This window comes from Streptomyces sp. 840.1 (genome assembly GCF_003751445.1).
Lineage (GTDB): Bacteria > Actinomycetota > Actinomycetes > Streptomycetales > Streptomycetaceae > Streptomyces.
Map to the genome: position 1 here is coordinate 251,960 of NZ_RJUU01000003.1, position 25,479 is coordinate 277,438.

The following is a 25,479-nucleotide window of genomic DNA, read 5'->3' on the forward strand; positions in this document are numbered from 1 at the left end:
ACTACCGGCAGGGTCATGCTGAGCACTGCGCCGTACCCGGATACTGGAGGACATGGACCAGCGCGCCGAACTCAGCGAATTCCTCCGCATCCGCCGGGGCCGGCTCAAGCCCGAGGACGTGGGCCTGCCGAACCTCGGGCGGGCCCGCCGGGTGCCGGGGCTCCGCCGCGAGGAGCTGGCGCAGCTCGCCGGGGTGTCCGTGGCGTACTACACACGTCTGGAGCAGGGGAACAGCGGGAACGTCTCCGGCGAGGTGCTGGACGCGATCGCGCGGGCGCTGCGGCTGTCGGACACCGAGCACGCCCACCTCACCCACCTGGCGAACCCGAAGACGAAGAAGAAGCGGGCGGCCGCCGCTCGCCCGCAGCGGCTGCGGGCGGAGCTCCAGCATCTGATCGACGCCATGGAGTCGGTGCCCGCGTATGTCCTGGGCCGGCGGATGGAGATCCTCGCGTCGAACCGGATGGCACGGGCGCTGCTCGGTGACGAGACGGCGCTGCCGCCCGAGGAGCGGAACATGGCGCGGATCGTCTTCCTCGATCCGAACTCCCGTGACCTGTACGTGGACTGGGAGTGCAAGGCCATCGAGCTGGTGAGCGCCCTGCGGCTGTGCGCGGGCTGCTGGCCCGACGATCAGCAGCTGTCCGCACTGGTGGGGGAGCTCTCCGTGAAGAGCGAGGAGTTCAGGAAGCTGTGGGCAGCGCACACGGTCCAGGAGAAGGGGTACGGCACCAAACGGCTGCACCATCCGCTGGTGGGCGACCTCACCCTGTCCTACGAGACGCTGAAGCTGCCCGCCGATCAGGACATGTCCCTGATCACGTTCCATCCCGCGCCCGGTTCGGCGTCCGAGGAGTCGATGCGGCTGCTCGCCAGCTGGGGCCTCGACACGGACACCCGGACCGCACACCACTGACCGGGCTCCCCCGGGCACCGGGCCGGGCCGCGCCTCAGGTGGGGCTGAGCGGATGGGTGGCCGTGGCGGAGCGCGGGGGCCAGGCGCGGGGTGCCAGGATGCCGAGGACGTAGGCACGGGCGACGAGGGCGGGTCTGGTCGCGGCACCGAGCAGTTCCCGCAGCCGGCTGAGGTGGTAGTCGACCGTCTGCCGGGACAGCCTCATCGAGGTGGCTATCTCACCGTTGCTGCTGCCCTCCGCGAGGAGGGCGAGTATCCGGATCTGCGCGGCGGTGAGCGGCGCATGGGCTTCGTGGACGAGGCTCTGGTGCGTGACGACGGCCCAGACGTTACGGGCACGGGCGGCGGACCGGCCGACCGTCGTCAGATGCAGCTGCGCGCGGCGCTGCCGCCCCCGGACGTCGACGAGCACGGCGGACGTCTCCACCCGCCTGATACGGCGGGCTATCAGGCCGTTCCATCTCCGGTGCAGCTGAGCGAGGTCGGGCGTCGGGGCGAGCAGGGTGTGCGCGCGCCGGCCGACGAGGTCGGAGCTGCGGGTCTCCAGCAGTTCGGCGGCCGCCGCGCTCGCCTGTACGACGCGGCCGTTCGCCGACAGGAGGGCGCAGGGCAGGCCGCTGTGGTCGCGCAGCGCCTGCAGGTTCTCCTCCGCCTCCCGGCGCTGCGCCATCGCCCGGGTGTGTTCGGTGATGTCCACGTAGATGCCCGCGATGCAGGTCTGGCCGTTCTCCTGCACGGGGAAGCGGTGGCCCGCCGCCTGGCCGGTGGTGCCGTCCGAGCGCTGGTAGCCGAGCGTGTGGCGCACCGGCCTGCCGCGGGCCAGGATCTCCTGGTCGAGCGCGCGGAACTGAACGGCGTCGCCCTGGGCGTCGAAGTCCTCGATGTACTTGCCGACGACTTGCTCCGGAGTGGTGCCGTACAGGTGGGCGTAGGCGTGGTTGGCCCAGAGGTAGCGCCCGTCGCGGTCCCGGATGAAGGCGGCGGCCGGGGCGAGATCGGCGAAGTCGGCGAACGCGGCGTACCGGCGCGGGCCCTCGGTCCGGGCGCCGACCTCCACCGCGAGTCCGCGTGTGCGGCCCCGGCCGCGGTTCTCGTCCAGGTGCCAGCTCACGTCGAAGGTGCGGCCGTCGAACAGGGCCTGGCGGCAGCCGTTCGCGGGTGTGCGCCCCGGGGCCGGCAGTTCCTGGCGCATCCGGTCGAGAAATCGCTGTGCTGTGGGTAAGTCGGCGAAGGCGCCTCCTCCCCGTGCCAGAACGCGCCACTGTCCGTCAGCCTCCCACCAGGACACGCGTAGATGCTCAAGCATTTCCTTCAGACCTGAATCGTCCACAGGGGCCTTCCGTTCTTGGTCGTCCGACTGAAGCGGGGTGCCATCGCCATGCGTATCCCGTGCGGAGCGCGAGCATGCCCGGTTCTCGGCCGACCTGGAAACGGTGGGCCCGCCCCTGCGGGAGACCGATCGGTGCGTGCGAGGCCGGACGGCGGTGCGAGGCGGCCCGCAACTCTGGCATTTGCCTGAGCGGAAGGTGCTCCCGGGGGCGTTGCGGCCCTCCGCCGCCTGATTCCCTTGTGTGTACGGGCGAACACACCATGTCACGGGCGGGGCCGGCATTCCCGCCCGGTCGGCCGCCGGGGCGAGCCCCAGCCGGGTTCCGGACACGCTGTCCGGCCCGCGCAATTCTGACGACACGAACGAATGGAGACGAACTTCAGTGAGCACGGTGCTGTTGGTGCATGCCAAGGGTGGTCCACCGCTCGGCTACGTCCTGTCCCGGGCGGCCGCGAAGTCGCACGTACACCTGCTGGCGCTCAGCGATCTTCCTGCCTCGGCGGCCGACGCCGCGGCGAGCCTGTGCGCCTCGGTCGTGACACCCGCCGACGCGGATCGCACCGACCTGGTCTCCCTGATCGCCTCGCATGCGCGGGCCGTGGGCGCCGACGCGGTGCTCACCTTCTCCGAGTACGCGGTCGTCGCCGTCGCCGAGGCCTGCGAGGAACTCGGTCTCGCCGGAGCCGGGGGCGCCTCCGCCCTGGCTCGCGACAAGCGGCTCATGCGGCGCACCTGGCAGGAACACGGTCTCTCCCAGCCCGAGTTCCGCCCGGTCGCCACCGAGGCCGGTCTGCGCGAGGCCACCGGCGCCCTGTCCTTCCCGCTGCTACTCAAGGCGGCCTGGAGCGCCGGCTCCACCGCGCACCAGATCATCCGCTCCCCGCACGAGGTGTCCGCCGCCTGGCGCCGTTCGCGTGAAGTGATGTCCGCATCAGCCCGGTTGGGCTACTCGGAACTCCATGTGGCCGAGGCCGAGGCCGACTTCGTCGTCGAGGAGATAGTGAGCGGCACCGCCTCGGACTGGTTCGCGGAGCCCGGCTGGGGCGACTACGTCAGCGTCGAGGGCGTCGTGGCGGACGGCGTCTTCCACCCGGTCTGTCTCAGCGGCCGGATGCCGACGGTCGAGCCGTTCACCGAGCGCGCGGGGATCACGCCCGCTCCCCTGCCGCAGGACCTCCAGGACCGCGTCGTGGCCCTCGCCCGGCAGGCCGTGGACGCCCTCGGTCTGAAGAACTGCGGGACGCACACCGAGATCAAGCTAGGCGCCGGGGGGCGTATGTGGCTGATCGAGACAGCCGCCCGGTTCGGCGGCGCGATGACTGTCCCGCAGATCGAGGAGGTCTTCGGTCTGGACCTCGTCGGCATGCTGGTCGACCACCTCCTGGGCCGCCCGGTGGACTGGCCCGCCGACGCCCGTACCCCTGACCGGGCGCGCGGCGCCGCCGGGTCCCTCGTCGTCCTCGCCGTCGACGGCGACGGCGCGGCCTGGCCGGACCGGCGGGTCTGGGACTTCCCGGCCGTCCTGGCGGGCGCGCCGCTCGACAGGGGCAGCGCACTGTCGGTGGTGGCGGAGTGTTCGCTCCCCGACGGCAGCGCGGTGCCCGTCTACGACCCGGCCGCAGGCGCCAACACCATGGCGGCGCTGTGCCTCCTGTCCGCCGGCGACCCGCAGACCGTGCTCCGCGACTTCGAGACACTGGTGGACGCCCTGCCCCAGGTCCTGCCCGCAGCGCTGGCCGAGGAAGTCTCCGCATGAGCGCCCTCCTCACCACCGGAGCCCCGGAACCCGCCACGGACCGGACGGTCGTCGGCGGGAACCTCTCGCTGCCACTGTTCCGCACGCTCTCCGGAGTCCTGGCCGGTCACCCGTACCTCAAGGTCGTCGTCGACCTGGCCGAGAACACCTGGCACCTGCTCGACACGGCCGCGCACCCGTTCCACGTCAACTACACGGCCACCCGCATCCTCGGCATGGAACTGGCCGAACTCGACTCCTCTCTCGACGAGTTCAACGCCTCCGTCTACATGGACCCCGAGCGCCGCTTCCTGCTCGGGGTGCTGTCCCTGCACACCGAGCAGGAGACGGAGGGCAACGAGCGCACCTTCCTCGTCCTGGAGACGACCGAGGCCGACACCATGCACGGCGCGCTGCTCGAATCCTTCTACGTGTTCGTCCGGGCGCGCCTCGACAGCAGCCTGCCGCTCCTGCTCAAGCCCGCGAACCACGGCCAGGAGGAGGAGCTCACGGCGATCAGCGCGACCCGGGTGCCCCGCATCCTCAGCCACGAACTCTTCGGCAACAGGACCCGGACTCCCCTCAACCCGGGCGACGCCACCGGGCGGCTGCGCTTCTTCCGCTCCACCGAGGAGTACGCGGCCTCGGCGGCCGGGCTCGGCTGGGCGGACATCGTCGCCATGCCCTGCGTCCCGGACGACGTGCCCCGCACCGCCGGATTCCTCAACACCGCGCCGATCACGCCGCTCTCGCACACCAACGTCCTCGCCGCGGGCTGGGGCATACCCAACGCCGTCGTGCGCGACCTGGAACAGCTCGTCGAGCGGGACGGCCTGGACGGCGCCTGGGTCCGCTACCGGGTCCGCGAGGACGAGATCACCCTGGAACGGCAGGACGGGGAGCCGGTGCTGCAGGCCCCGGCCTGGCACCAGCAGCGCATCCGCCTCGAACCACCGTTCCTCCAGGACGCGCCCGTCATGTCCCTGTACCGGCTGCGCAGCGCCGACCGCGACCGGTACGGCACCAAGGCCGCCAACCTCGGCGAACTGCACCACGTACTCGACAGCCGCACAGCCGACCTCACCGCCTTCTACGGGCGTCCCCGCCCGCCGCGCGAGGACCTCTACGGGCACCTCGCGGCCCGGCTCGGGCTGGACGCGCCCTCGGCCGCCGAACTCCGCTCGGCAGCCGGCGCCTTCGTGGCCGGCACGGTCGAGGCGCCGGACGGTGTCGCCCTGCCCTTCGCACTGCAGCACCGCTTCCTCACCTCGTCGCCCGCGCTCCAACAGGGCATCGGCAAACTGAAGATGGCGCTCGAACTCGACGCGGGCGACATGCTGGACCCGCTCTGCCTTCAGCTCCAGCACCTGATCCGCCACGCGCCCATGCCCGACTCCGTCACCCGCCAGATCGAGCAGGCCCTCTCTGCACCCCCCACTGCGGGCCGCCGTCTGGTGGTGCGCTCCTCCTCCAACGCCGAGGACCTGCCGGGCTTCTCCGCAGCAGGCGTCTACGACTCGGTGACCACCGTGCGCGGTCCCGGCGAACTCCTCGACGCGGTACGCCAGGTCTGGGCCTCCCTCGTGTCGCCACGCAGTGTGCGGCTGCGCCACCAGGCCGGCATCTCGCTCGACGACACGTACATGGGCGTGATCATTCAGGAGTACGTACCCGCCTCCCTCGGCGGTGTGCTCGTGACCTGCAACCCGACGCGGCGCGAGGACTTCCGCAATGTCTACCTCAACTGCTCCCCCGGCTCGCCCGAGCAGGTCGTCGAGGGCTCGGTCCTGCCCCAGCAGTACCTGTACAACACGGTGGAGGGAGGGGGCCGCACCGTCGCCCTCGGCTCCTGGAGCGAGGGGCTGCCCGCCGCCACCCGCGCCCGGCTCGCCGATCTGTCCCTGACCGGACGGCTTCTGCAGTCCCACTTCTGCGCGTCCGACGTGGACAGGCCCCTGGACATCGAGTGGCTGATGACCGACCGGGACGAACTCCGCCTGGTCCAGATCCGCCCCTACGCGCTGTGAGGCCCCGTCTCCCGTGGCAGCCCGGGACGGGCGCGGGCGCGGCGGCCAACGGTCTGACAGCCACCGCCCGCCGCGTCATCAGGCTCAACCAGGGCTTCCAGCTGCTGTTCAACCTGCTGTGGTGGATGCCGGTGTTCTACGCCTTCCAGAAGGAGGCCGGGCTCTCGGACGGGCAGATCTTCGGCATCCAGAGCATCTACTACGTGGCCTTCTGCCTGTTCGAGATCCCAACCGGGCTGATCGCCGACCGGATCGGCACCCGTAACTGCCTGCGGGCCGGGGCCGTCGTGATGACGGCGGCGAACCTGGCCCCGGTGTTCAGCCCCTCGTACACCGGCTTCCTCGTCCACTTCCTCGCCATCGCGGCGGGCCGCTCGCTCACCTCGGGAGCGGCGAGCGCCTACCTGTACGACGGGCTGCGCGCCGAGAAGTGCGACGAGCACTATCTGCGGGCGGAGGGCACGGCACGGGCCCTGGGGCTGGCGGCCAAGGTGGTGTGCTGGCCGCTGGTCGGCCCCCTGATGGCTCTCGCCCACACGGCCCCGTACGTCCTGAGCGCGGTGAGCGCCGCGGGCTCCCTGGTCTGCGCGGTGGCGCTCCCCCGGCTCGCCGCCCCGTCGCGCACCGGCGGCGCGGGGAAGGCGGCCGCGGCCGGGAGGGGGCGCCGGGGCAGGGGCGGGGCGTCCCTGCGTGACGCGGGCTCCGCGCTGCGCTGCGTCGCTTCCTCGCCATGGCTCGCCCTGGTGATGGTGCAGGGCGTGGCCGTGTTCACCCTCTCCCGGATCTGCCAGGTCAACCTCTTCCAGCCCATCCTGCTGGATCACGGCATCGGAGAGGCCTCGCACGGCGGAGTGCTGGCCGCCATGACGGTGGCGGAGGCGGTCGCCTCGGCCCGCCCCCAGTGGCTGAGCCGCCGGCTGACACCGGTGGCCTGGGTGTCGGTTCTCAGCCTGGTGCTCGCAGCCGGCCTGGCGGGCCTCACCCTGGGCGGCCCGTGGCTCGTCGTCGCCCTGCTCTGTCTGTTCGCCGCCGCCACCGGCTTCGCCTATCCGGTCCAGCGCAAACTGATGAACGACGCGGTGCCCGCCCACGCCCCGCGAGCCACGCTGCTGTCGATCGAGAGCATCGTGGACCGTGCGGTGTGCGCGCTGGCTGCCGTTGCCGCCGGCGCCTATCTCTCCGCAGGGCATCTGGACGCACTGCTGTGGCACAGCGCCCTGGCGACGGCGGTGCTGCTCGGGGCGTTCCAACTCGTCCTGCGCAGCGGGGCGGTCGGGCGAAGCCCCGGCCGCACGGAAGCGGCTGATCCCGCCGACCCGGGCGGGGCCGCCCCCGGCACCCGAACGCCCGCAGCGGCGGGCAGGATGGACCCGCCTGCCTGAGCGGGGGCGGCAGCGGCCGCGGAGGTCAGCGGGGCAGGTGTGCGAGGAGCTCGATCAGCCGGACCGGCAGGAAGGCGGGCCGGTGGGGGCGCCCGACCTGGTAGGCCAGGTAGCCGAGCGAGGCTGCGACATCGGTCTCCTCGCCGGTCTCGGCCTCGTAGACGAGGCGGCAGCCGTCCGAGCCGGCACCGGCGCGCTCCCAGAGAACGGGCGCCGGTTTGCGCTCCGCCTCGGTGCGCGGGGTGAGGATCCGGTCGCCGAAATCGTCCCAGGCGAAGGGCGCGGAGCCCGTCCAGCCCGCGTCGACCTCCTTCTTGAGCCTGGCCGCGCGCTCGGCGTCGCTCTCGCCCCAGGAGGACGGCACGTTCGTGATCAGGCCCACCTCGATGTGGCGTTCGCGCAGCGCGCGCAGGTAGGCGGACGCGTCGGGCAGGTAGCTCGTGCTGCCGTCGTCGGCCGTATGCACCAGGGTCTCCCCCAAGTCGAAGTACACGACGGCGCAACGGCGTTCGGTACCGGCCGGGGCGGCGGCGGACGTCCGCCCGGCCTCCGCGGCGGTCCCCGGCACAGCTGTGCTCGCGGGCGCGACCAGCACGGTCGACGCCACCGCGGCAGCCAGCGCGAGACTCACCCGGACGAGACCCCGGGAGGTGGATCTGTTCATGACGGCGGCACCCTTCGTCGGGACGTACCACACGAGTACGCGATTGTTCTGTGCACGTCACATCATGCCGCAGATATTCATGCCCTGCGGGCAGACACCGGGAAGATCTCCCACCGCGCCGCCGCCCCCGCGCATCCTCACTCCGGCCGGTCAGGGGACGTTCACTCGAAGTCTCCGGAGGCGGTCCGCTCGGCCAGCTTCTGGAACTCGCCGAGGTCGTAGTTGGCCAGGACCGAGTCGAGGTTGGTGAGAGCCCCCAGGTGCTCCACAAATCCCTTGGGGTCGTACTCGATCTGCAGGGCCACCCGGCTCGACTCGTGATCCAGCCGGTGGAAGGTGACGACGCCGGCGTGATGGACGCCCTCCGTCGTCCTCCAGGCGATCCGGTCCTCCGGCACGACCTCGGTGAGCTCGGCGACGAAGACCTTGTCGACCCCCGGCAGTGCGAGCTGCCAGGCGAAGCGGCGCTCGTCCAGGGGATCGACACGCTGCACATGGCTCAGGAACCTGGGCCACCGCTCCACATCGCTCCAGAGCGCCCAGCTGATGGCCACCGAGGCCTTGATATCGACGGTCTCGACGATCGAGGAAGACATGCGTACTCCTTGGTGAGCGGGTGGGTTCGTGTGTGCACGGCGCCGGTGGCCGGTCGCGGGCCCCGGTGGGATCACGGGGTCCGGTCCCGCACGGCGCGAGGACCGGGACGCGGTCACACGGACGGACGCCGGGTGCGCGGGGCGGACCTCAGGTGTTCCGGGTGGCCAGTGTGAAGGGGTGCCCGGCGGGATCGGAATAGAGGCGGGTGTCGCGGGTGCCCCCGTTGTCCTTCGTGTCCAGGGGACGCGCACCGAGGCCGACCGCCTCGCGCTCCGCCTCGTCCATGTCCTCGCGCGCCACCAGGATGCGCAGATGAGCCTGCTGGGAGTCGTCGGGCCTCGGCCAGCTGGGAGGCGCATAGCCGTGGTCTCGGCGGATCGCTAGACGCACCCCGTCGTTCCCCACGATCTCGACGATGTCGAACTCCTGCCCGACCTGGACCTCAGCGTTGAGCAACGCGGCGTAGAACTCGGCGAGTTCGTTCGGCTCCGCGCAGTCCAGCACCAGCACACTCGTCTTCGCGACCGCCATGGCCGTCCTCCTGTCCACCGGCATCGGGTCTCCGGTACGTCGTCCCGGGTACCCCCTGCGAAGAGCCGCACACCCGGACTCCGCCGCACTCGCGATCCGCCGCCCCGGCGCACCGGCCCGCACGGCGACCGCCCGGAGCGCGGAATCCGCACGCATGGCTGACCGACGGATTTCTGGGCAGACGGCGGAGGGCCGGGCCCCCGGCCGGCACCGACGCCGTCACCACCGACCCACTACGCCGAGCGCTGGGAGTGCCATGCCTGCGAACCTGCCGCAGAGACCGGTCGACCGGACCACGAGACCGCCCACACCCTCCCGGCCCGGACACTCACCGGCTCTCACCAGCGGCAGCGGCCAGGCCGCCGCCCGGATCGGCGCGCTGACCGTCTGCCAGGCCGCGCTGATGGTCGGACTGGGACTCCTGATCACCGGCCCCGCCAGTGGGATCTGGCCCCTGACCGCCGAGGACCGGGTCAACGAGGGGTTCGAGCGGCTGCGCACCGGCCCCCTCAACGACGTGTCGTTCATCGCTTCGGAGGCCGGCAACACCGCCACGGTGGTCGTTCTCACCGCGCTCACCTGTCTGGGCCTGATCCTCCTGCCCCGGCTGCCGAGGTGGCGCGAGGCGGTCTTCCTCGCTGTCTCCGTCTCGCTCCAGGCACTGGTGTTCCTGGTCATCAGCGTGTCCGTGGACCGCGAGCGGCCGGAGGTGGAGCGCCTCGACTCCTCGCCGCCGACGTCCAGTTACACCTCGGGGCACACGGGCGCCGCCACCGCGCTCTACGCCGGTCTCGCCGTGCTGGTGCTCTCCCGGGTGCGGGCCCCCTGGCGGAAGGCCGTCGGCGGGCTGCTCCTGCTCATACCCTTGGTGGTCGCGGTCGCACGCCTCTACCGGGGGATGCACCATCCCACCGACGTACTCGGCGGGCTGCTGAACGGAACGCTGTCGCTGCTGATCGTCGGGCGCACCCTCATGAGCGGCGGCGGCGCTCCCACTCCCCCGCCGTCGAACGCCGCCGAGATCGCACTGCGGGCCACCGCCGAACGCACGGAGCACGTCGCGGGCCACACCGTCGTGGTCGTCAACCCGACGGTGACCGACGACACGCAGCGCGAGACCCTGCGGCTGGTCCTGGAGCAACACGGCCATCACTGCGTGGAGTTCGTCTCCACGACCGCGGCCGACCCGGGCGGCGGGCAGGCCGCTGCCGCCGTCCGGGACGGCGCGTCGCTGGTCGTGGTCTGCGGCGGGGACGGGACCATCAGGGCGGCGGCGGACGCGCTGGCCGGCACCGGCGTTCCGCTGGCCGTGGTGCCGTGCGGCACCGGCAACCTGCTGGCCCGGAACCTGGGCCTCCCCCTGACTCCGGCGGCCGCCCTGGACGCCGCGCTGTCGGGCAGCGTCCGCCCGGTCGACCTCGGAAGGATCGAGGGCGACTCCCTCCCGGCCACCCACTTCACCGCCATGTCCGGCGCCGGCCTGGACGCCGCGATGCTGGAGAACACCGGGGACGCCGCCAAGTCCGCCATCGGCTGGCCCGCCTACGTGGTGGCCGGTGTCAGGAGCCTGCGAGCGCCCCGGATGTCCGTGTCGATCCGGCTCGACAACGGACCGGTCCTGCACCGCACCGCCCGGATGGTCCTCCTCGCCAACATCGGCAGGGTCCAGGGCGGCGCCGCCCTCGTCCCGGCCGCCGAACCCGACGACGGACTGCTGGATCTCGCCGTCTTCGACCCGCGCGGCCCCGGCGGCTGGCTGCGCGCCGGCGGCATACTGCTGCGCGGCCGGTCGAAGCCGCCCCGCCCGTCCGGGGAAGGCAGCTTCCCCGCCGCCGACAGCACGGGCCACGGCACCCCGGTGGAGTACTTCACCTTCCGCCGTGCCGAACTCCGCTTCGCGTCGGCGCAGCCGCGCGAGTTCGACGGCGACCCGGTGCGACCGGGCCGGCTGCTCATCGCCGAGGTCAGGCCCGGAGCCCTGAGCGCGCTTCTGCCGACGAGGAGCGAGTGAATGGGCACCGCGACCCGGGTCCCGCAGACCCGCGACATGACGGGCGACGAGCTCTCCGCCGACGAGGCACTGGCGGCCCTGCGCCGCTACGGCCGCTGGCCGCTGGTCCGGGACTCCTTCATCCGCTTCCGTTACGCCGACGGCTTCAGCCACTCCCGCGCGCTCGCCCTGCAGACCGTCCTCTCCGTGATTCCCCTCGTCATCGCCTTCGTCGGGCTGTCCGCCTCACTGCACACGGAGAACGTGGGCCAGCTGGCGGAACTGACCATTCACCGCATCGCCGCCGGGCCGAGTGCCGAAGTGGTCGACGACGCGCTTGAGCGGAGCCGGCGCCATGCCGGGGACGGCTCCCAGCTCACTCTCTGGCTCGGCCTGGCCTTCTCGCTGGTGAACGTCACGACGGCGATGTGCCAGATAGAACGCGGGGCCAACCGGATCTACGGAAACGAACGCGACCGCCCCTTCCACCAGAAGTACTCCCGGGGTCTGTTGATGGCCCTGACCGCCGGTATCCCCCTCGGTTTCGGCTTCGTCCTGATGGTGGTCGGCGGCGACCTCGTCGCGGCCGCCGTGAGCGTCTACGGTCTCGGCGACGGGGCCAGGCACGCCTGGGACCTGCTGCGCTGGCCGTGCGGGCTGCTGCTCGCCCTCATCTCGGCGAGCGCGATCTTCCGTCGCTCCCCGCGTCGCCGGCAACCCGGCTACACATGGCTGGCGTTCGGGGCGGCCCTCTACCTGGTGCTGTGGACGACGCTGACCTGGCTGCTGAGCCTCTACCTCTCGCTCAGCGGATCCTTCGACACCGTCTACGGCCCGCTGAGTGCCTTCATGTCGCTGCTCCTGTGGGCCTATCTGACCTCCATCGCCCTGTTCCTCGGGCTGTCCTTCGCCGCGCAGCTGGAGGCGGCCCGCGCCAGGCAGCCCGGCCCTGTCAAATCCGATCCGGGAGCGTGAATGTGATGCGCGCCAGTACCGTGCGGCTCCGTGAACACCCGCGCCGTGCCGCAGACCGCAGGTTCGGCGTACGTCTGCTCGCCGCCGCCGCCGTCGCCGCGGTGTCCGCAGTCCCCTTCGCCCTTCTCCTCGTGCTCGTCGAGAGCCGCTGGAGCCCGTTGCACGCCGTGGACTCGGGCGCGGCCAGGCGGCTGCACAGCACGGCGCTCGCCCACCCCGCGTGGACGAGCACCCTTCGCTTCCTGTCCGACCGGGTCTGGGACCCCGCGACGCTGCGCTGCGCGGTCGCACTGCTGACGATCTGGCTGCTCCGGCGACGTGCCTGGCGGCTGGCCGCCTGGTCCGCCGTGACAGCCGTGGCCGGCGGGCTCACGGGGCTGCTCGTCAAGACGGTCGTCGAACGGGCCAGGCCCTCCCTGGCCGACCCGGTGGCCCAGGCGCCGGGCTTCTCCTTCCCCTCGGGCCACGCGATGACCGCGACCACCTCGTTCGCCGTCCTGCTGCTCGTGCTGCTGCCGCTGGTGCCGCGCGGCTGGCGGGTCGTCTGCTGGAGCGTGGCGGTGCTCTCGGTGCTGGGAGTGGGCTTCACCCGGGTCGCACTCGGTGTCCACTGGTTCAGCGATGTGGTCGGCGGCTGGCTGCTCGGCCTCGCCGTGGTGGCGTCGACCGCCTGGGCCTTCGAAGCCTGGCGCGCCGACTCCGGCCGTCGCCGGAGCGGGATGGCCGAAGGCCTGGAGCCCGAGCTGCCCGAGGCCGCCCCGGAGCGGTGAGGCCTCCATCGTCCCGGCCGGGAATCAGGGGACATCGTGCCTTGTTCGGCCAACAGCCGCTCGCACGCATCCACTTCCTCCAGGAGACGACCCCTCATGTCAGTGCCAGAGATCGATGCCCTCGTCTTCGACGTGCTCGGGACACTCGTCGACGAACCCGCCGGGATCCGCGCGGGCATCCGCCGGCTGGACCCGTCGCTGGACGACTCCGGGGTCGAGCGGCTCCTGTCCCTGTGGCAGCGGCACATCGAGCGCGAACAGCGCCGCGTCCTCGACGGCAGCCGGCCCTATCTGCCCAGCGACGCCCTGGACCGGGAGGCCGCCGAGGCGGTCGCCGGCGCGGCCGGTTGCGACGATCCGGACGCCGTGGCGGAGCTGGCGCTGTCGGGCACCCGGGTGCCGCCCTGGCCCGACTCCGCGGCCGGCCTCGCCCGGTTCGCGAGGCGGTACCCGCTGATCGGGCTGTCGAACGCCGGCCGGACGGCCCTGTTCGGGCTCAACGCCCACGCCGGACTGCGCTGGCACCAGGCCCTGTCCGCCGAGGACGCCCGGAGCTACAAACCGGACCCCGAGGTCTACCGGCTGGCCGTCACCGTGTCCGGCCGGCCGCCGGAGCGGCTGCTGATGGTCGCCGCCCATGCGTGGGACCTGCGCGGTGCGCAGGCGCTGGGGCTGCGCACCGCCTATGTCGCCCGTCCCGTCGGTGATCCGCCCGCCGGATCGGACCGGTTCGACCTGTACGCCGAGAGCCTGGCCGACCTGGCGGAACAGCTCGGCGTCGGCTGAGCGCCGCCCCGCCGCCGGTGCGTACGGGGCGGCGCTCTCCGGCTCCGGTTCAGCCCCGCTGGAAGAACTCCACCTCCGCCAGGGCCAGGTGACGGCCCTTCGTCAGACCGGCCGGCGAGGACAGGACCAGGCGCACCGTCTTCACGTCGCTGATCCCGGTGGGCACCGGCTGCGACCCCGGCTTGTCGCTGAGGGTGATCTGCTTGGTGTGCTTGTCGCCGTCCTGCGTGGTCACCTCCAGGTCCATCCGGAGTGCGCGCCCCTGGCGGGCGTACTCCTCCGCGGACTTGGACGCCCCGTTGGTGATGAGCACGTCGACCAGCCGGAACGGCTTGCCGAAGGTGTACGTCACCGAGGCCCGCGGCCCGGGTGCGCCCCAGTAGCGGTTGTTCAGTCCGTCGGTGGTGTTCTTCGCCGGGTGCCGGGGTATCTCCGCGCTCGCGGCGATGCCGACCGGGGTCACCGCCTTGGCCTTGCCCATCTTGTCCTTGGTGTCCTCGATGAGGGCGCGCCCGGCAGGCAGCAGCAGGAGCCCTCCCGCGCACAGGGCCAGCAGCACCGCGAGAATCACCAGGCCCCGGACCACCCGGCCGGAACTCGCCCGCGCCCGGCGGCGGCGGAACGGCCACACGGTCCGCCACCACGGCAGCGGTGCGGGCTTCGCGGCGGGGTTCAGCGGAGCGGCGCAGCGCCGGCAGAACCGCCGGCCGGGCAGGTTGGGCGTGGCGCAGGCCGGACAGGGCACCCCGGCCGCCTCTTCCGGCGCCGCCACGGGCCGTACGACGGGGCGTGGCGCGACCGGCTTCGCGGGGAGCACGGGCAGCACGGGTTCCCGCGCCGGCGCCTCGGGGGCGGGTGCGGCCGGGGCCGGACCTGGTCCGGGCGTGGGCGCGGGTGGAACCGTGGTGCGTGGTGGGGTGGTGGATGAGGCAGTGGGGCTCGGTGGGGGTGGGGTGGGGTTGCTCGGTGGGGCGGTGGTCTCCTCGGGGGTGGGTTCCGGTGGGGCCTGGGTGTTCGCGGGCGGCGTGCTCGGGGCCGGTTCGGTCTCCGACCAGCCCAGGTAGGCGCCGCAGTTGCCGCAGAAGTCGTCCGCTGAACCGTTGGACGCCCCGCAGGTGGGACACGCGCGCACGGCGTCACCTCCCTTCATCGGCGGGCGGGCCGGGCAGGACCTCCACCCGGCAGACGGTGTGCACCGGGCACATCGCCCGGACGATCTCGTTGACCCGGTCCACGTCCACCGCCGCCTCGCGGCCCGGCCACACCCGGACCACGATCTCGCCGGACGGTTCCGGCGGCAGTTCGGCTCCGGCGGTACGCGACCACACCGCACCGCCGTCCCCGGCGATCACGGCGTTCACGCCGAGGCCGAGCCGCAGCCCGTCCACCAGGCCGCGTCCGGTACCGCGCCGACGGTGCAGCTCGACCGCGTGGGCCACCGCCTCACGGCGCAGCTCCACGGGCCACCGCGGATCGTCGACCGCGCCCACCCACGACGCCAGCCAGGCCAGGAAGTCGGCCGGGGCCACCCGGGGGTCGAAGTACGAGGGCAGGTTGTCGAGGGTCGCGAACACCGGGGCGAGCACGGTGTCGAGCCCCCCGGTGAACCGCTGCGCGAAGTCGTCGTCGGCGTACATGGCGGGGAGCTGTTCGCCGATCGGGTACCTGCTGGGCAGACCTGGTACGGCCGCGCGGCTCATCCCCGTACCTCCGGTTCGATGGCGGTGACGACCACCTGGTGCTGGTACGAGAAGACCAGCGCGCCCGCGGCCACGTCGATGCGGTCCGCAGGCGCGCCCCGGCGCCCTGTCGTCGGGTCGGCGGCGAACAGCCGGATCTCCTCCACGAGCGCGTTGCCGGTGGCGCGTTGCAGTACGCCGAACACCTCGCCGTACTGCACCGGCCGCCCGAACGGCCACCCCGTGCCGTCCGGGCCGCCGTGCAGCGGGTTCAGGAGCCGGAACAGCGCGTCGAGCGCCGCCTCGCGCACCCGGTCCGTGTCCCCGGGCGCCGCCGCGAGCCTCGCCACGACGGTGACGCCCTGGTAGACGGGCGGCTCCACCACGAGGCGGGTGCCGATCAGGCGTCGCTCGTCCAGGGCCTCGGTGATCGCCCGCAGTACCTGGTCCGACGGGATGAGCTGCTCGAAGCGGAGCCGGTCGCCGTCGTCGGCCACCGCGTCCGGAACGACCAGGACCCGCACCGCGCCCGCACCGTCCCCGGCGGGGATGCAGCGCACCCGGCGCACCGAGGGCGCGGCGCGGCGGCTGATGATCTCGTAGTCCTCGGCGGTCACCGCGCGCTCCTGCATCCGCAGCGCGTCCGGCGCCCGGAGCTTGGCGTTGGCGATGGTCTCACCGGCGACGCCGCCGCGCGCCGCCTCCCTGTTGTCGACCCGCGCCACGTACGGCACGGAGCTGCGCAGCACGGAGATCACGCCTCGTGCGACGTTGCCGGCAGGGCCGCCACCCGTGCGGTAGCGGGCCACTCGCAGCTGGGCACCCTTGGGCGGTACGGCGCCGCACTGGCGCAGCGTGCCGTCCGGCTCGCGCAGCACCGGGGGGAAGGTGAACTCGCCGGTGGTGGCATCCACCCGGACGTGCTGGTCGGCGGGGCCGGAGCGGCCGAAGTGCTCCACCACCTCCCAGCGGCGCCACCCCTGGCCCGAGGACACCTCCACCACCGGGGGCTCGCCGTCGAGGAGGACCGGTGGGCGGCCGAGCCGGAAGGTCTGGCCGGCGACGCCCTCCGAGGTGCCGAGCGGCACGTCGGTCACCGTCTCCGCGTGTTCGACGTACATGGTGCCGCCGACCGTGAACACGGCCGCCTCGCGCACCGTCGGGGACTCCGAGTAGAACGGCTGGCCCGGTTCGGGCTCGGTGACGCGGCAGCGCAGCCACCCGGCCCTGGTCCCGCCGATCACCGAGGCGGTGTGCCCGGCCGGTACGTGGACGATGACCTCGCCGGGGCGGTTCAGTCCGCCGGTGGTGTCCGCGCCGGTCTCGCACTCGCGCCAGCCGCCGCCGTCCCACGCCTCCCAGACCAGCGGGGGCTGGCGCGGGTCCACGCCGATGCCCTCCACCCGGCTGTCCATGCGCACCGCGACCACGCAGCGCGGCACCGGCGCCGGCAGACCGAACAGGAGCGCGTCGCCAGGCTCGGGGGTCGCCTGGAAACAGGGCACGTCGAGCCCCTCGGCGAGCGTCCTGGTCCGGTCGCTCTGCTCACCGGTCCGGGGCGCGGTGACGAGTTTGGTCAACTCGCTGGGTACGATGTGGAGTTCGTCCGTGGTCGTGAAGACGACGGCTTCCTCGGTCTCGCCGCGCACGGTGGTCACCTCGGTGCCTGCCGGGAGCGTCACCGTCTCGGGCTGGGGGGCCGACAGCCAGAAGTCGACGTCGGCACCGGCGGCGGCCGGCGGGAACAGGCAGATGCCCAACAGGTCCAGGAACGCTGTGTAGTTCTTGTCCGGGACCCGGTTCAGCCGGTAGAGCAGCTGGTCCACGAGGTAGGCGAACGTCTCGATGAGGGTGACGCCCGGGTCGGAGACGTTGTGGTCGGTCCACTCCGGGGCGCGCTGCTGCACGTACCGCTTCGCCTCGTCGACGAGTTGCTGGAACCGCCGGTCGTCCAGGTTGGGGAAGTCCAGAGCCATCAGTCCGCCACCAATTCCTCGGTCTCCTCCTCGGAGGGGATCGTGTAGAAGGGGAAGACCAGGTTGCGCCGGTCGTTGGTGGAGCGCACGGTGTAGTGCACGTCGATGTAGAGGGTGCCGTCCTCGACGGCGTCGAAGGCGACCACCACGTCGTCCACCGCGATGCGCGGCTCCCACCGCTCCAGGGCCTCGCGGGTCTGCTGCGCGATGCGGCCGGCGGTGGCGCCGTTGCCGGGGGCGAAGACGTAGTCGTGGATGCCGCAGCCGAACTCGGGGCGCATGGGGCGCTCGCCTGGCGCGGTTCCGAGCACCAGGCGGATCGCCTCCTCGATCTCCCGCTCGCGTTCGACCATGGCGATCCCGCCGGTCGGTCCGACGCGCAGCGGGAACGCCCAGCCGCGCCCGATGAACCGCTCGCTCATCACATGCCCCCGATGCGGACGTTCTGGGCGCCGGTCAGGATGTTCCCGGAGCACGCCGTACGGTCGCCGGCCCGCGCGGCCGGCAGCCCGCCGATCAGTACCGTGCCGTTGGCGAGCGCGGCCGGGTCGGGCAGGATCACGTTGGCCGGCCCCAGCAGTGCGTGCGGGGGGATCGGACAGGTGTGGAGGCTGCCCACGACGGCGGCGGGGCGGCCGCCGATCAGTACACGCATCACCGCGGCGGCGGCGCCGGGCGGCGCGGTGGCGATCACACCGCCGTGGCTGGTGGGGTCGCCGGTACGGGCTGCGGCTGGCATGCGGCACTCCTTGCGGAAGGTCCTGGGCCCGGAGGCCGGTCGCGGATTCGGTCAGGTGAGTGGGGCGGGTCGGGCGGGCCGGGTACTGAGGGTGCCGGCGGCGCTTCGGGTGCTGCGGTGGGTCCGTACAGGTGGCGGCGTCTCAGTTGATCCGGATGAGCCGGGCCTTGAGGACGCCCAGCAGTCCGCCGTCGACGGTGACGTCCGTAGTGCCGTTGACCCGCACGGAACGGCCCCCGATCCGCACTCCGTCGGTGCCGTCGATGTCCACCTGTCTGCCCCGCACGTTCACCTTGCCCAGCTTGGCGTCCAGGGTGATGCCGTCCTTGTCGAGCACGACGGAGGTGAGGGGGCGGCCGCGCCCCGCGTACACGGTCAGCTCGATCCGGTCCCGGCGGTCGTCGAGGCGTACTTCGAGGCGCTCGTCGGCGGTCATCAGCCGCAGTCCGGACGGGCCGGGTGCCCGCGCGTCCAGGAGTTCCACCCGGTGCCCCGAACGCGACACCACCGAACGGCGGTTGACCTTGCCGCTGGTCCGGTCGATCAGCGGGACGTCGTGGGGCGAGGGCTGGTCCACTCCGTTGTACAGCCCCCCGATGACGTACGGGCTGTCCAGCAGTCCCTGCTCGAACCCGACCAGGACCTCGTCGTTGACCTCCGCGCTCACCATCCCTCCTCCTCCGACGCCGCCCCACTGCACGGTGCGCACCCAGTCGGTCACGTAACTGTCGTCCAGCCAGGGGAACTTCAGCCGTACCGCCCCCCGCTCGGCCCCGGCCGGCTCGCGTACGTCCGTCACCACGCCGATCGCCAGACCCGGCATCCGGGGACCACGGCCCGCCCCGCCGGTCACCAGGCCGGTCAGCGAGCGGTCCGGGCCCGCGCCGACCCAGACGGTGGTGCGGTAGCCCTCGTGCGGCTCCAGTACGTGCTGTACGGCCGTCGCCGTGTACCGGCCCGAGAACGCCTGCCCGACGTTACCGAGAGCCACCGGTTTGCCTGCGCGCAGCCGGGGGTTGCCCTCGGCCAGCGCCTCCAGTTCCCCGAAGCCCGCGCTGACCTGGGCGGCCGTCGCATCCGCGACCGCCGCCGTCTCGGCCTGAGTGCGGTACGGGGTGTCCGTGACGGTCACCTTGGCCTTGCCGAAGCGGGCGTTCGCCGACGGGCTCAGACCGGGCACCGCCGTGTCACTGACCACCGACGGGTTCCGGGCCACCAGGGGCCGCTTGGTCGTGACGTCCCAGCCGCGCACCTCCACCGACGCAGCGCTGTCCGCCGCCGACAGCGAGGCCCGCAGCGCGAGGAGGTTGCGGCCGTACTCGAGCACCATCGGGTTCTTGGTGGCCGAGGTCGACGGCGCGGGCGCGCCGGACGCCTTCTGCGGCCTGGTGAACTGGAGCAGTCCCTTGTCGTCCACGCGGACCTGCGCGCCGCTCTCGCCGGCCAGGTACTGCAGGAAGTCCCAGTCGGACACGTTCGCCTGCGAGAGCTGCTGGTAGGTGACCGGTGCGGCCTGCACGGTTCCGCAGGCCAGACCGGCCCCGGCAGCCACCTTGCGGACGATCGCGGCCGCCGTCATGTTGCGGTACGCGACCACCTTGCGGCCCCGCTGGAGCCGGTGCGCCTTGGAGTACCCGCGCACCACCGTGAACGAGCCGGTGCGGTCCCCGTCCAGCTCCAGGGCCGTCACCTCGCCGTCGAACAGCCGCTCACGCGCCTGCCCCGAGGCGGTCACCACCGAGACCCGCAGCGGGGTGCCGATGGTGATGCCGGTCGCCTGGAGGAACTCGTGATCGGGGTCGCGGAAGGTGAGCACCGCCGCGTCGGGCAGGCCCACGTTCTCGTCCACCACGCAGCTCACCAGCTGGGCGGCCCAGACCCTGGGGAGCTCGGCGGGCGTCTCCACGACGGGGTCCGCCGCGAACGACCGGCTGCCCTGTGCCTCGGTTGTGCTCACCGTTCCTCCAGGCTGTCCGTGTCCAGCAGTGCCGGCACCACCAGTTCGGTGCCGGGCGCGAGAGCCATCGGGTCGTCGATCGCGTTCGCCTCCGCGATGACCCGCCAGGCCGTCGGGTCGCCGTACTCCCGCCAGGCCAGCATGGCGAGGCTGTCGCCCGCCACGACCGTGTGCGTACTGCGGGCGGTGCGGGCGCCGGACGTCGGGTTCTGGCCCGCCGTGTCGACGCTCGCCTCCTCGATGGACAGCCCGCAGGTGGCCCGCAGCGGCTTGCCGTCCACGTCGAACAGCGTGTAACTCACCGACAGGCTCGACAGAACCCCGTCGAACGCGGTCGTCCGCGCCGTGCCCCATTCGAACCTGACCCACGGGCTGGCCGGCTTCTTGCGGCCCAGGCTGGCCGGTGTCGGCACGCACGCCTTCATCAGCTTCTCCACCGCCTGCTCCACGGAGTTGTCGTGGGTGGCGGTGGCGTCCAGGAACACTTCGAGGCTCAGCGTGCGGGGTCCGCTGCCGACGAACTCGGGCAGCGCCGACTGCCCGGCCATCCGGGACGGGGAGCGCCGCCACTCGGCGGTCTTGCGCAGTTCCAGGGTGGAGGGGTTGAACTGCAGGTCGAGCTGCGCGACCGTCCCGCCGGGCTTCGCGCCGACCGAGGCCGGGGGCTCCTTGAGGATCAACTGAGCTCTGGCCCTGCTGGAGCGCACCGCTGGCGACATGCCTGGAGTTCCTTTCCGGTGCGGGTACGGGGGCTGGCGGGGAAGGGGGCCGGGTCAGGAGGGACGCAGCCCCTGATGGGCGATCTCCAGGGTCTCCACCGCGGCCTCCGACCGGGCGGGATCGAAGGACGGGCCTTGCCAGCGGACCGGGACGATCCCGAACACCTGCCAGCTGATGATCCTGGTCAGGTCAGGTTTCAGCGCCACGATCTCGCCGTCCTTGGGCTCCACCCGCCGCAGCGTCTCGTCGAGCCAGCGGCCGATCTTCGCCGTGTCGGCGGTGACCGGCCTGGTGAGCGTGATGTTCGACCAGGTCACGCGTCCGGGCAGTTGCCAGGTGAAGCCGTTGTTGCCGCCTTCGGCATAGCTCTCCATCTCCACCTCGGCGCCCATGCCGGAGCAGGTGTGGAAGGCCCCGAGGTCGTTCCCGGCGATCGCGAGCCGGAAGAACACGCTGGTCGCGAAGATGCTGTCTGTCATTGCTCCGTCATCCGTTCGGTGCTCTCGGGTCTCAGCGGCGTCCGTCGTAGGGGCGTCCCGTGCGGTCCCGGCCACGCCGCAGTTCGGTGCGCAGCAGCCGGGCCAGCGGGTCGAGCAGGCGGCGCGCCAGCTCGTCCAGTTCGGCGCCGGAGCCCTGCGGTAACCCGGCGTGCCCGGCCGCGTCCCTGCCAACGGCGGCCGGTGCCTTGCCCGACCGCTCCGGCTCCGGGCCGGCCGGTGTGCCGTTGGAGACGGGGCCGCTGGACGCGGGGCTGCCGGGTGCGGGACTGTTGGACGCCGGGCTGTGGGATACGGAGCCGTTGGGCGGTAAGCCGTCGCCCGCTCCGGCGACGTCGCGCTGGATCCGGGGCCCGGCCCGGCCGGGCCCGCCCGTCGCAGGCCTCGGGCTCGTCGGCGTGGCGGCCCGGGGCCGGACGACGGGGACGGTGCCCGAGGACGCCCGCGCCGGGGCCGGTGCGACCGGGGGGCGGCCGGCGAGCGCCTGCGCCTGGGGGGCGGTCACCGGCAGGGGGCGTACGGGTACGGGCCCCGCTGGTGCGGCACTTGCCGCAACCGGGCCTGCCGGTGTCCCTCCCCCGGCCGGGCCCCGGAGGGACGGCGCGGGACGGACGACCGGGATGCGCCGGGCGGACTCCGGAGTGCCGCTGCTCCGTACGCCGCGCCCCTCTTCTGCCGGCCGCGCACCGGAGCGTCCGGTGGCCGCCCGCTGGATGTGCGGCGTGGCACGGGTCGTCGCGGACGGACCCGGTGACGGCTGTCCGGGGCCGCTGCGTTGCGGAGCCGGTGCGCCGGGCCAGCGCGCCGCCACCACCGGAGGGCCGCCGACGCGGGGGGTGGCGGGGGCTGCCACGCCTTGCGGGGCCCGGGTGTTCAGGCTGAGCGGGCGGGCGGCGAGCAGCGAGAGGGTGCGGGGCGCGGCCACCGGGGTGGCGTGTGCTCCGGTGCGGGTCACGGTGACGGGGCGCGGGCTGACCGTGGTCAGGGGCCCGGTAGCTGCGAAGGCGGCGTTATTCGTGGTGCCGTCGGTACTTCTGGTGCTTGGAGTGCTCGCGGTACTTGGAGTACTCGCGGTACTCGTGGTGCCTGGGTTGCTTGTGGTGCCTGCGTTGCTTGTCGCGCTTACGCCCTCTGCCGCGAGGGCACGGGAGACGACAGGGCCGGGGCCGGGGCCGGAGGCGGGGTCAGGGACAGAGTCGGGGCGAGAGGCGGAGCCGGGGCCAGAACCGGAACCGGAACCGCCCGAGGCTGATTCCTGACGGCGCGTGTTCCCTGCGTAGCCCGCCGCTCCCGCAGCGCCGCCGTGTGTACCTGCCCGCGCAGCGTCCCCTGTACCCAGCAGCGGCGCCTGAGCGGCGTTGGACCGGTTCCGATCCGTCGTGGGCGGCGCCGGAGTTGCCCCGGACGCCCGGTCCTGTCGGGCCGGAGCACGCTGAACGTCCGGAACGGGTGCCGTACGGGGAGGGCGCGTACCGGACGCGGTGGCGCCCGGCAGGCCCGCGCTGGGGGGCAGCTCGGACAACGGCGCGCCCAGGCCGCCGCGCGCTCGTGCCCCGGGGCGACGGGCCTGGGTCCGGGCAGTGGCATCGGCCTTCATCGCGGGGGCGCTCGGTGTGCCGGGGGCCGGGCTGCCGGGCGTGGTCTCCGAGTGGTGCTGGACCACGGGGAGCGCCGGACCGGGCGTGGGTGCGGTGGGGCCCGTGGGTGCGGGTGCGGTGGGCCGGGTGGGTCCGGTCGGGGGAACCGCCACGGCGTCCGCCGCCAACGGCTTCGACGTGGCAGGCAGTTCGCTCATCGGTGCGCCGAGTGGTGCGCGAACGACGGCTCGCTGTACGGGGTCCGCCGCGTGCGTCCCGGCCCCGGCGGGCGGGCCTGCGGTGACATCGGGCCCGGGTGCCTGCGGGGTGGCCCGGTTCCCGGGAGTCAGCACGGTGGCCGGTCGCAGGGCCGGGAGCCGGCGCACGGGCCCGGCCGGACGCCGGGCGACGGTCGGCAGCGGCCCGACCGGGCGGGGCCGTACGGCCTCGTGGGACACCTCGCTCCCCGGGGCACGGGACGGCTGCGGCTGTCCGCCTCGCCGCGTGGCCGGTGACTCCGGTGTCCCCTGTGCCGCGCGCTGGACGGCCGGGCCCGGTGACGTACGGCTGCCGGAACCGGCGGTCGGCCGGGACGCGCGCTCCGGAGCCGGTCCGGACACTGCCGGTGGTGTCCGCGAGGCGCGTGCGCCGGAAGCGGGCCGGGCCGCGGCGGCATCCGCGACCGCGCCCGGAACCACCGACACGCGTCGTACCAGCGGGATGCGGGGAGCGGCCTGGCTCGGGGTGGCACCCGTGTCCGTGGGCGTCACGACCGGACTGGCCGCCGGGTCCGCCACCCTCCGGCCAGGTGGATGCGGCGGAAGGAGTGTGGCGGGGGAATCCATCGATGTGAGGCCACGGGTGCGAGACGGCTCAGCCGAACGGCGGTCCCCCGCAGGGATGCTGCCGTCGGGACGGGCCGCCGCTGCGGGCGCCGGGCCGGGGCCCGTTCCTGACGTCGCGGTTCCCGTCGCCTTCGCTGATCTCGTCGCCGCCCCCGGACGGGTCCGGCGCGAGATCTGCGGTGTCCGGGCGGCCGGGGCCCGCGTACCGCCGGTCGCGCTCACCGCGTCCGGGGCACCGGACCCGGGTGGGCTGCCTTCGGCCGCGTTCGGCTGCTCCGTGCGCAGGGCCCGGAGCAGCAGGGGGCCCCGGCCGGTGCGGGTGGGCTGCGGGGCGGCAGGGGGCGTGACGCCGCGCACCAGGCCGGTCGGGGCGGTGGGCAGCACGGCATGGCCGAGGCCGGCGTCGAACGACGGGTTCTGCCAGGCCGCGAGGCCGTCGCGGAAGGCGAGGCCGTCGCTGACGCCGAGCGGGGCGCGGGCCACCGTCAGCTGTTGCGGCGGGGTGCTGCGCCAGCCGCCGTCCCAGTCGCCCGGCACGGAGGCAGCCGGACCGGCCGGTGCGCCCCGGTACGGGCCGTCGCCGGAGGGGCCGGCCGCCGCAGCGGGCTTCGCGGGCCGGGGGCGGGCCGCGGTGTCGGGTCCGGCAGTCCGGCGGCGCAGCCTGTCGCGCCATGCCATGCGCTCAACCGCCTTCGTTCACACGGGTGTTGATTCGGGCTATCTCGGATACCCACTCCTGGCGCTCGCCGTGCGTCAGGTCGAGGATCTCCTCGCGTTGCCAGTGGAAGTGGTAGGCGATGTACGCGATCTCCTCCCGGAGCCGGGGAAGGGCGTACGTCACGATTCCCCCAGGCGCCCACCCGAGAGGTCGACCTCGAAGCCGCCCTCGCAGTGCGGGCAGGTCACCGCCGCCCGGGTGTGGCCCTCGCTGTTGACGCGGCGGTAGAAGTCCTGGAGGAACGCCACATCGGTGGCGTACATCCGTTCCACCACCCCGGCGTGCACATCGGTGATCGCGCCGAGCCGGGTGATCACCTGGCTGAGCAGGACCACGCTCAGGTACGCCGGGTTCTCCTTGACCCGCAGGTCGATCTGGGGCCGCAGCTCGTCACGGGCGGTCGCCAGGCGCATCGAGCCGTGCCGGTGCACCGTGCCCGCCTCGTCCACGTATCCGCGCGGGAGCTCGAACTCGAACTCGGTGCGCAGCCTGTGGTCCTCCCGGGGGGCCGGGGCGGCGGCGGGGGCGGCCGCCGCCTGCTCCGGCACCGGGGCGGGCTCCGTCGCCTGGAGGATCTCCTCCAGGTTGCCCGCGGACACCGTACGACGCCTCATTCGACGACGATCTCCTCGAAGACGATCGTGACGGACTCGGTGGCCGCGGCGGACTCGCCCGCCTTGAGCGAAGGGCCCTCCCACTTCGAGGCCCAGCCCTGCATCAGCTGGATGCGACGGACCGTGCTGCCCTCGGAGTCCTTGATCTCGATCGTGAGGTTCTGCCGTGCGGCGTCCACGGCGCCCTTGTTCAGGGTCTCCTTGATCCACGAGGTGAACTCGCTGCTCTGGTCGAGTCCCCGGGTGATCGTGACCTCACCGGCCTGCCGGGCGCCGGGCTGCTTGCGGATGATCTGCTTGCCCTCCGCGCTGACCTGACGGACCTCGACGACCTCCTCCTCGACGGTCAGCCCGCTGATCTCCTGAATCGACTCGACCAGGTAGCCGCCGAGCTGCACGCCGAAGACGTGGGTGGAAAGAGCATCGCCCTCTGCCATGGCTGTCTGTCACCTTT

Annotated in this window: 24 protein-coding genes; 8 read left to right on the forward strand and 16 right to left on the reverse strand. The window is 73.1% G+C overall.

Going from position 1 to position 25,479, the window contains the following annotated elements:
- Positions 1-52 precede the first annotated feature (52 nt).
- Positions 53-916 carry a helix-turn-helix domain-containing protein gene (locus EDD93_RS33605; protein ID WP_123529805.1) on the forward strand — a complete coding sequence of 288 codons (864 nt, stop codon included), beginning with the start codon at positions 53-55 and terminating at the stop codon, positions 914-916.
- A 34-nt stretch (positions 917-950) separates the two neighbouring features.
- Here EDD93_RS33605 and EDD93_RS33610 read toward each other — a convergent pair whose 3' ends face one another.
- Positions 951-2,108 carry a PAS domain S-box protein gene (locus EDD93_RS33610; protein WP_260256073.1) on the reverse strand — a complete coding sequence of 386 codons (1,158 nt, stop codon included), beginning with the start codon at positions 2,106-2,108 and terminating at the stop codon, positions 951-953.
- A 520-nt stretch (positions 2,109-2,628) separates the two neighbouring features.
- Here EDD93_RS33610 and EDD93_RS33615 point away from each other — a divergent pair.
- Genes EDD93_RS33615 through EDD93_RS33625 form a run of 3 tightly spaced genes read left to right on the forward strand, consistent with a single transcriptional unit; the run spans position 2,629 to position 7,390 of the window.
- Positions 2,629-4,002 (forward strand): acetyl-CoA carboxylase biotin carboxylase subunit family protein, encoded by a 1,374-nt coding sequence (locus EDD93_RS33615; RefSeq protein ID WP_123529809.1) that lies wholly within the window; start codon positions 2,629-2,631, stop codon positions 4,000-4,002.
- The gene (locus EDD93_RS33620; protein WP_123529811.1) at positions 3,999-6,008 is read left to right on the forward strand and encodes a PEP/pyruvate-binding domain-containing protein; all 2,010 of its coding nucleotides are present in this window, start codon (positions 3,999-4,001) and stop codon (positions 6,006-6,008) included. Before EDD93_RS33615 ends, EDD93_RS33620 begins: the two co-directional genes overlap by 4 nt.
- Positions 6,005-7,390, forward strand: a complete 1,386-nt coding sequence (locus EDD93_RS33625) for an MFS transporter (protein ID WP_398906016.1) — start codon at positions 6,005-6,007, stop codon at positions 7,388-7,390. The genes EDD93_RS33620 and EDD93_RS33625 overlap by 4 nt, the downstream gene beginning before the upstream one ends.
- Positions 7,391-7,415: 25 nt before the next feature.
- Here EDD93_RS33625 and EDD93_RS33630 read toward each other — a convergent pair whose 3' ends face one another.
- The 3 genes from EDD93_RS33630 to EDD93_RS33640 all read right to left on the reverse strand — a co-directional run bounded on the left by EDD93_RS33630 (position 7,416) and on the right by EDD93_RS33640 (position 9,182).
- The gene (locus tag EDD93_RS33630) at positions 7,416-8,054 is read right to left on the reverse strand and encodes a hypothetical protein (protein ID WP_123531563.1); all 639 of its coding nucleotides are present in this window, start codon (positions 8,052-8,054) and stop codon (positions 7,416-7,418) included.
- A gap of 161 nt (positions 8,055-8,215) precedes the next feature.
- Positions 8,216-8,650, reverse strand: coding sequence for an SRPBCC family protein (locus tag EDD93_RS33635; protein ID WP_123529813.1), 435 nt, complete (start codon positions 8,648-8,650; stop codon positions 8,216-8,218).
- Positions 8,651-8,798: 148 nt separating this feature from the next.
- Positions 8,799-9,182: a VOC family protein gene (locus EDD93_RS33640; protein ID WP_123529815.1), complete on the reverse strand. Its 384-nt coding sequence runs from the start codon at positions 9,180-9,182 to the stop codon at positions 8,799-8,801.
- Between the two features lie 256 nt (positions 9,183-9,438).
- Here EDD93_RS33640 and EDD93_RS33645 point away from each other — a divergent pair, with 256 nt between their 5' ends.
- From EDD93_RS33645 to EDD93_RS33660, 4 genes are all read left to right on the forward strand, one after another.
- On the forward strand, positions 9,439-11,193 hold the full coding sequence (locus EDD93_RS33645; protein ID WP_123529817.1) for a diacylglycerol kinase family protein: 1,755 nt from the start codon (positions 9,439-9,441) through the stop codon (positions 11,191-11,193).
- The gene (locus EDD93_RS33650) at positions 11,194-12,147 is read left to right on the forward strand and encodes a YihY/virulence factor BrkB family protein (protein WP_123529819.1); all 954 of its coding nucleotides are present in this window, start codon (positions 11,194-11,196) and stop codon (positions 12,145-12,147) included.
- A 5-nt stretch (positions 12,148-12,152) separates the two neighbouring features.
- Positions 12,153-12,917 carry a phosphatase PAP2 family protein gene (locus EDD93_RS33655; protein ID WP_123531565.1) on the forward strand — a complete coding sequence of 255 codons (765 nt, stop codon included), beginning with the start codon at positions 12,153-12,155 and terminating at the stop codon, positions 12,915-12,917.
- A 96-nt stretch (positions 12,918-13,013) separates the two neighbouring features.
- Entirely contained in the window at positions 13,014-13,703 is a 690-nt protein-coding gene (locus EDD93_RS33660) for a haloacid dehalogenase type II (protein WP_123529821.1), read from the forward strand.
- A gap of 49 nt (positions 13,704-13,752) precedes the next feature.
- Here EDD93_RS33660 and EDD93_RS33665 read toward each other — a convergent pair whose 3' ends face one another.
- From EDD93_RS33665 to EDD93_RS33715, 12 genes are all read right to left on the reverse strand, one after another.
- The gene (locus EDD93_RS33665) at positions 13,753-14,529 is read right to left on the reverse strand and encodes a zinc ribbon domain-containing protein (RefSeq protein WP_260256074.1); all 777 of its coding nucleotides are present in this window, start codon (positions 14,527-14,529) and stop codon (positions 13,753-13,755) included.
- A gap of 310 nt (positions 14,530-14,839) precedes the next feature.
- Positions 14,840-15,403 (reverse strand): phage tail protein, encoded by a 564-nt coding sequence (locus EDD93_RS33670; protein WP_123529825.1) that lies wholly within the window; start codon positions 15,401-15,403, stop codon positions 14,840-14,842.
- Positions 15,400-17,358, reverse strand: a complete 1,959-nt coding sequence (locus EDD93_RS33675; protein ID WP_123529827.1) for a putative baseplate assembly protein — start codon at positions 17,356-17,358, stop codon at positions 15,400-15,402. Before EDD93_RS33675 ends, EDD93_RS33670 begins: the two co-directional genes overlap by 4 nt.
- Positions 17,358-17,780 (reverse strand): GPW/gp25 family protein, encoded by a 423-nt coding sequence (locus EDD93_RS33680; RefSeq protein WP_123529829.1) that lies wholly within the window; start codon positions 17,778-17,780, stop codon positions 17,358-17,360. The genes EDD93_RS33675 and EDD93_RS33680 overlap by 1 nt, the downstream gene beginning before the upstream one ends.
- Positions 17,780-18,097: a PAAR domain-containing protein gene (locus tag EDD93_RS33685; protein ID WP_123529831.1), complete on the reverse strand. Its 318-nt coding sequence runs from the start codon at positions 18,095-18,097 to the stop codon at positions 17,780-17,782. Before EDD93_RS33685 ends, EDD93_RS33680 begins: the two co-directional genes overlap by 1 nt.
- Positions 18,098-18,239: 142 nt before the next feature.
- Positions 18,240-20,054: a VgrG-related protein gene (locus EDD93_RS33690; RefSeq protein ID WP_123529833.1), complete on the reverse strand. Its 1,815-nt coding sequence runs from the start codon at positions 20,052-20,054 to the stop codon at positions 18,240-18,242.
- Positions 20,051-20,773, reverse strand: coding sequence for a LysM peptidoglycan-binding domain-containing protein (locus EDD93_RS33695; RefSeq protein ID WP_123529834.1), 723 nt, complete (start codon positions 20,771-20,773; stop codon positions 20,051-20,053). Before EDD93_RS33695 ends, EDD93_RS33690 begins: the two co-directional genes overlap by 4 nt.
- Before the next feature lie 54 nt (positions 20,774-20,827).
- The gene (locus EDD93_RS33700; protein WP_123465434.1) at positions 20,828-21,253 is read right to left on the reverse strand and encodes a phage tail protein; all 426 of its coding nucleotides are present in this window, start codon (positions 21,251-21,253) and stop codon (positions 20,828-20,830) included.
- A 31-nt stretch (positions 21,254-21,284) separates the two neighbouring features.
- Positions 21,285-21,776, reverse strand: coding sequence for a hypothetical protein (locus EDD93_RS33705; protein WP_123529836.1), 492 nt, complete (start codon positions 21,774-21,776; stop codon positions 21,285-21,287).
- Between the two features lie 2,599 nt (positions 21,777-24,375).
- Positions 24,376-24,534, reverse strand: a complete 159-nt coding sequence (locus tag EDD93_RS39800) for a DUF6760 family protein (protein WP_185092612.1) — start codon at positions 24,532-24,534, stop codon at positions 24,376-24,378.
- Positions 24,531-25,025: a zinc-ribbon domain-containing protein gene (locus EDD93_RS33710; RefSeq protein ID WP_123529838.1), complete on the reverse strand. Its 495-nt coding sequence runs from the start codon at positions 25,023-25,025 to the stop codon at positions 24,531-24,533. The genes EDD93_RS39800 and EDD93_RS33710 overlap by 4 nt, the downstream gene beginning before the upstream one ends.
- Positions 25,022-25,462 (reverse strand): phage tail protein, encoded by a 441-nt coding sequence (locus EDD93_RS33715; RefSeq protein ID WP_024494932.1) that lies wholly within the window; start codon positions 25,460-25,462, stop codon positions 25,022-25,024. The genes EDD93_RS33710 and EDD93_RS33715 overlap by 4 nt, the downstream gene beginning before the upstream one ends.
- Between the last annotated feature and the right edge of the window lie 17 nt (positions 25,463-25,479).

Coding starts and splice junctions, on each gene's coding strand:
- EDD93_RS33605 (WP_123529805.1), top strand. CDS start 53: ATGGACCAGCGCGCCGAACTCAGCGAATTCCTCCGCATCCGCCGGGGC.
- EDD93_RS33610 (WP_260256073.1), bottom strand. CDS start 2,108: ATGCGCCAGGAACTGCCGGCCCCGGGGCGCACACCCGCGAACGGCTGC.
- EDD93_RS33620 (WP_123529811.1), top strand. CDS start 3,999: ATGAGCGCCCTCCTCACCACCGGAGCCCCGGAACCCGCCACGGACCGG.
- EDD93_RS33630 (WP_123531563.1), bottom strand. CDS start 8,054: ATGAACAGATCCACCTCCCGGGGTCTCGTCCGGGTGAGTCTCGCGCTG.
- EDD93_RS33635 (WP_123529813.1), bottom strand. CDS start 8,650: ATGTCTTCCTCGATCGTCGAGACCGTCGATATCAAGGCCTCGGTGGCC.
- EDD93_RS33640 (WP_123529815.1), bottom strand. CDS start 9,182: ATGGCGGTCGCGAAGACGAGTGTGCTGGTGCTGGACTGCGCGGAGCCG.
- EDD93_RS33645 (WP_123529817.1), top strand. CDS start 9,439: ATGCCTGCGAACCTGCCGCAGAGACCGGTCGACCGGACCACGAGACCG.
- EDD93_RS33650 (WP_123529819.1), top strand. CDS start 11,194: ATGGGCACCGCGACCCGGGTCCCGCAGACCCGCGACATGACGGGCGAC.
- EDD93_RS33655 (WP_123531565.1), top strand. CDS start 12,153: ATGCGCGCCAGTACCGTGCGGCTCCGTGAACACCCGCGCCGTGCCGCA.
- EDD93_RS33660 (WP_123529821.1), top strand. CDS start 13,014: ATGTCAGTGCCAGAGATCGATGCCCTCGTCTTCGACGTGCTCGGGACA.
- EDD93_RS33670 (WP_123529825.1), bottom strand. CDS start 15,403: ATGAGCCGCGCGGCCGTACCAGGTCTGCCCAGCAGGTACCCGATCGGC.
- EDD93_RS33675 (WP_123529827.1), bottom strand. CDS start 17,358: ATGGCTCTGGACTTCCCCAACCTGGACGACCGGCGGTTCCAGCAACTC.
- EDD93_RS33680 (WP_123529829.1), bottom strand. CDS start 17,780: ATGAGCGAGCGGTTCATCGGGCGCGGCTGGGCGTTCCCGCTGCGCGTC.
- EDD93_RS33685 (WP_123529831.1), bottom strand. CDS start 18,097: ATGCCAGCCGCAGCCCGTACCGGCGACCCCACCAGCCACGGCGGTGTG.
- EDD93_RS33695 (WP_123529834.1), bottom strand. CDS start 20,773: ATGTCGCCAGCGGTGCGCTCCAGCAGGGCCAGAGCTCAGTTGATCCTC.
- EDD93_RS33700 (WP_123465434.1), bottom strand. CDS start 21,253: ATGACAGACAGCATCTTCGCGACCAGCGTGTTCTTCCGGCTCGCGATC.
- EDD93_RS33710 (WP_123529838.1), bottom strand. CDS start 25,025: ATGAGGCGTCGTACGGTGTCCGCGGGCAACCTGGAGGAGATCCTCCAG.
- EDD93_RS33715 (WP_024494932.1), bottom strand. CDS start 25,462: ATGGCAGAGGGCGATGCTCTTTCCACCCACGTCTTCGGCGTGCAGCTC.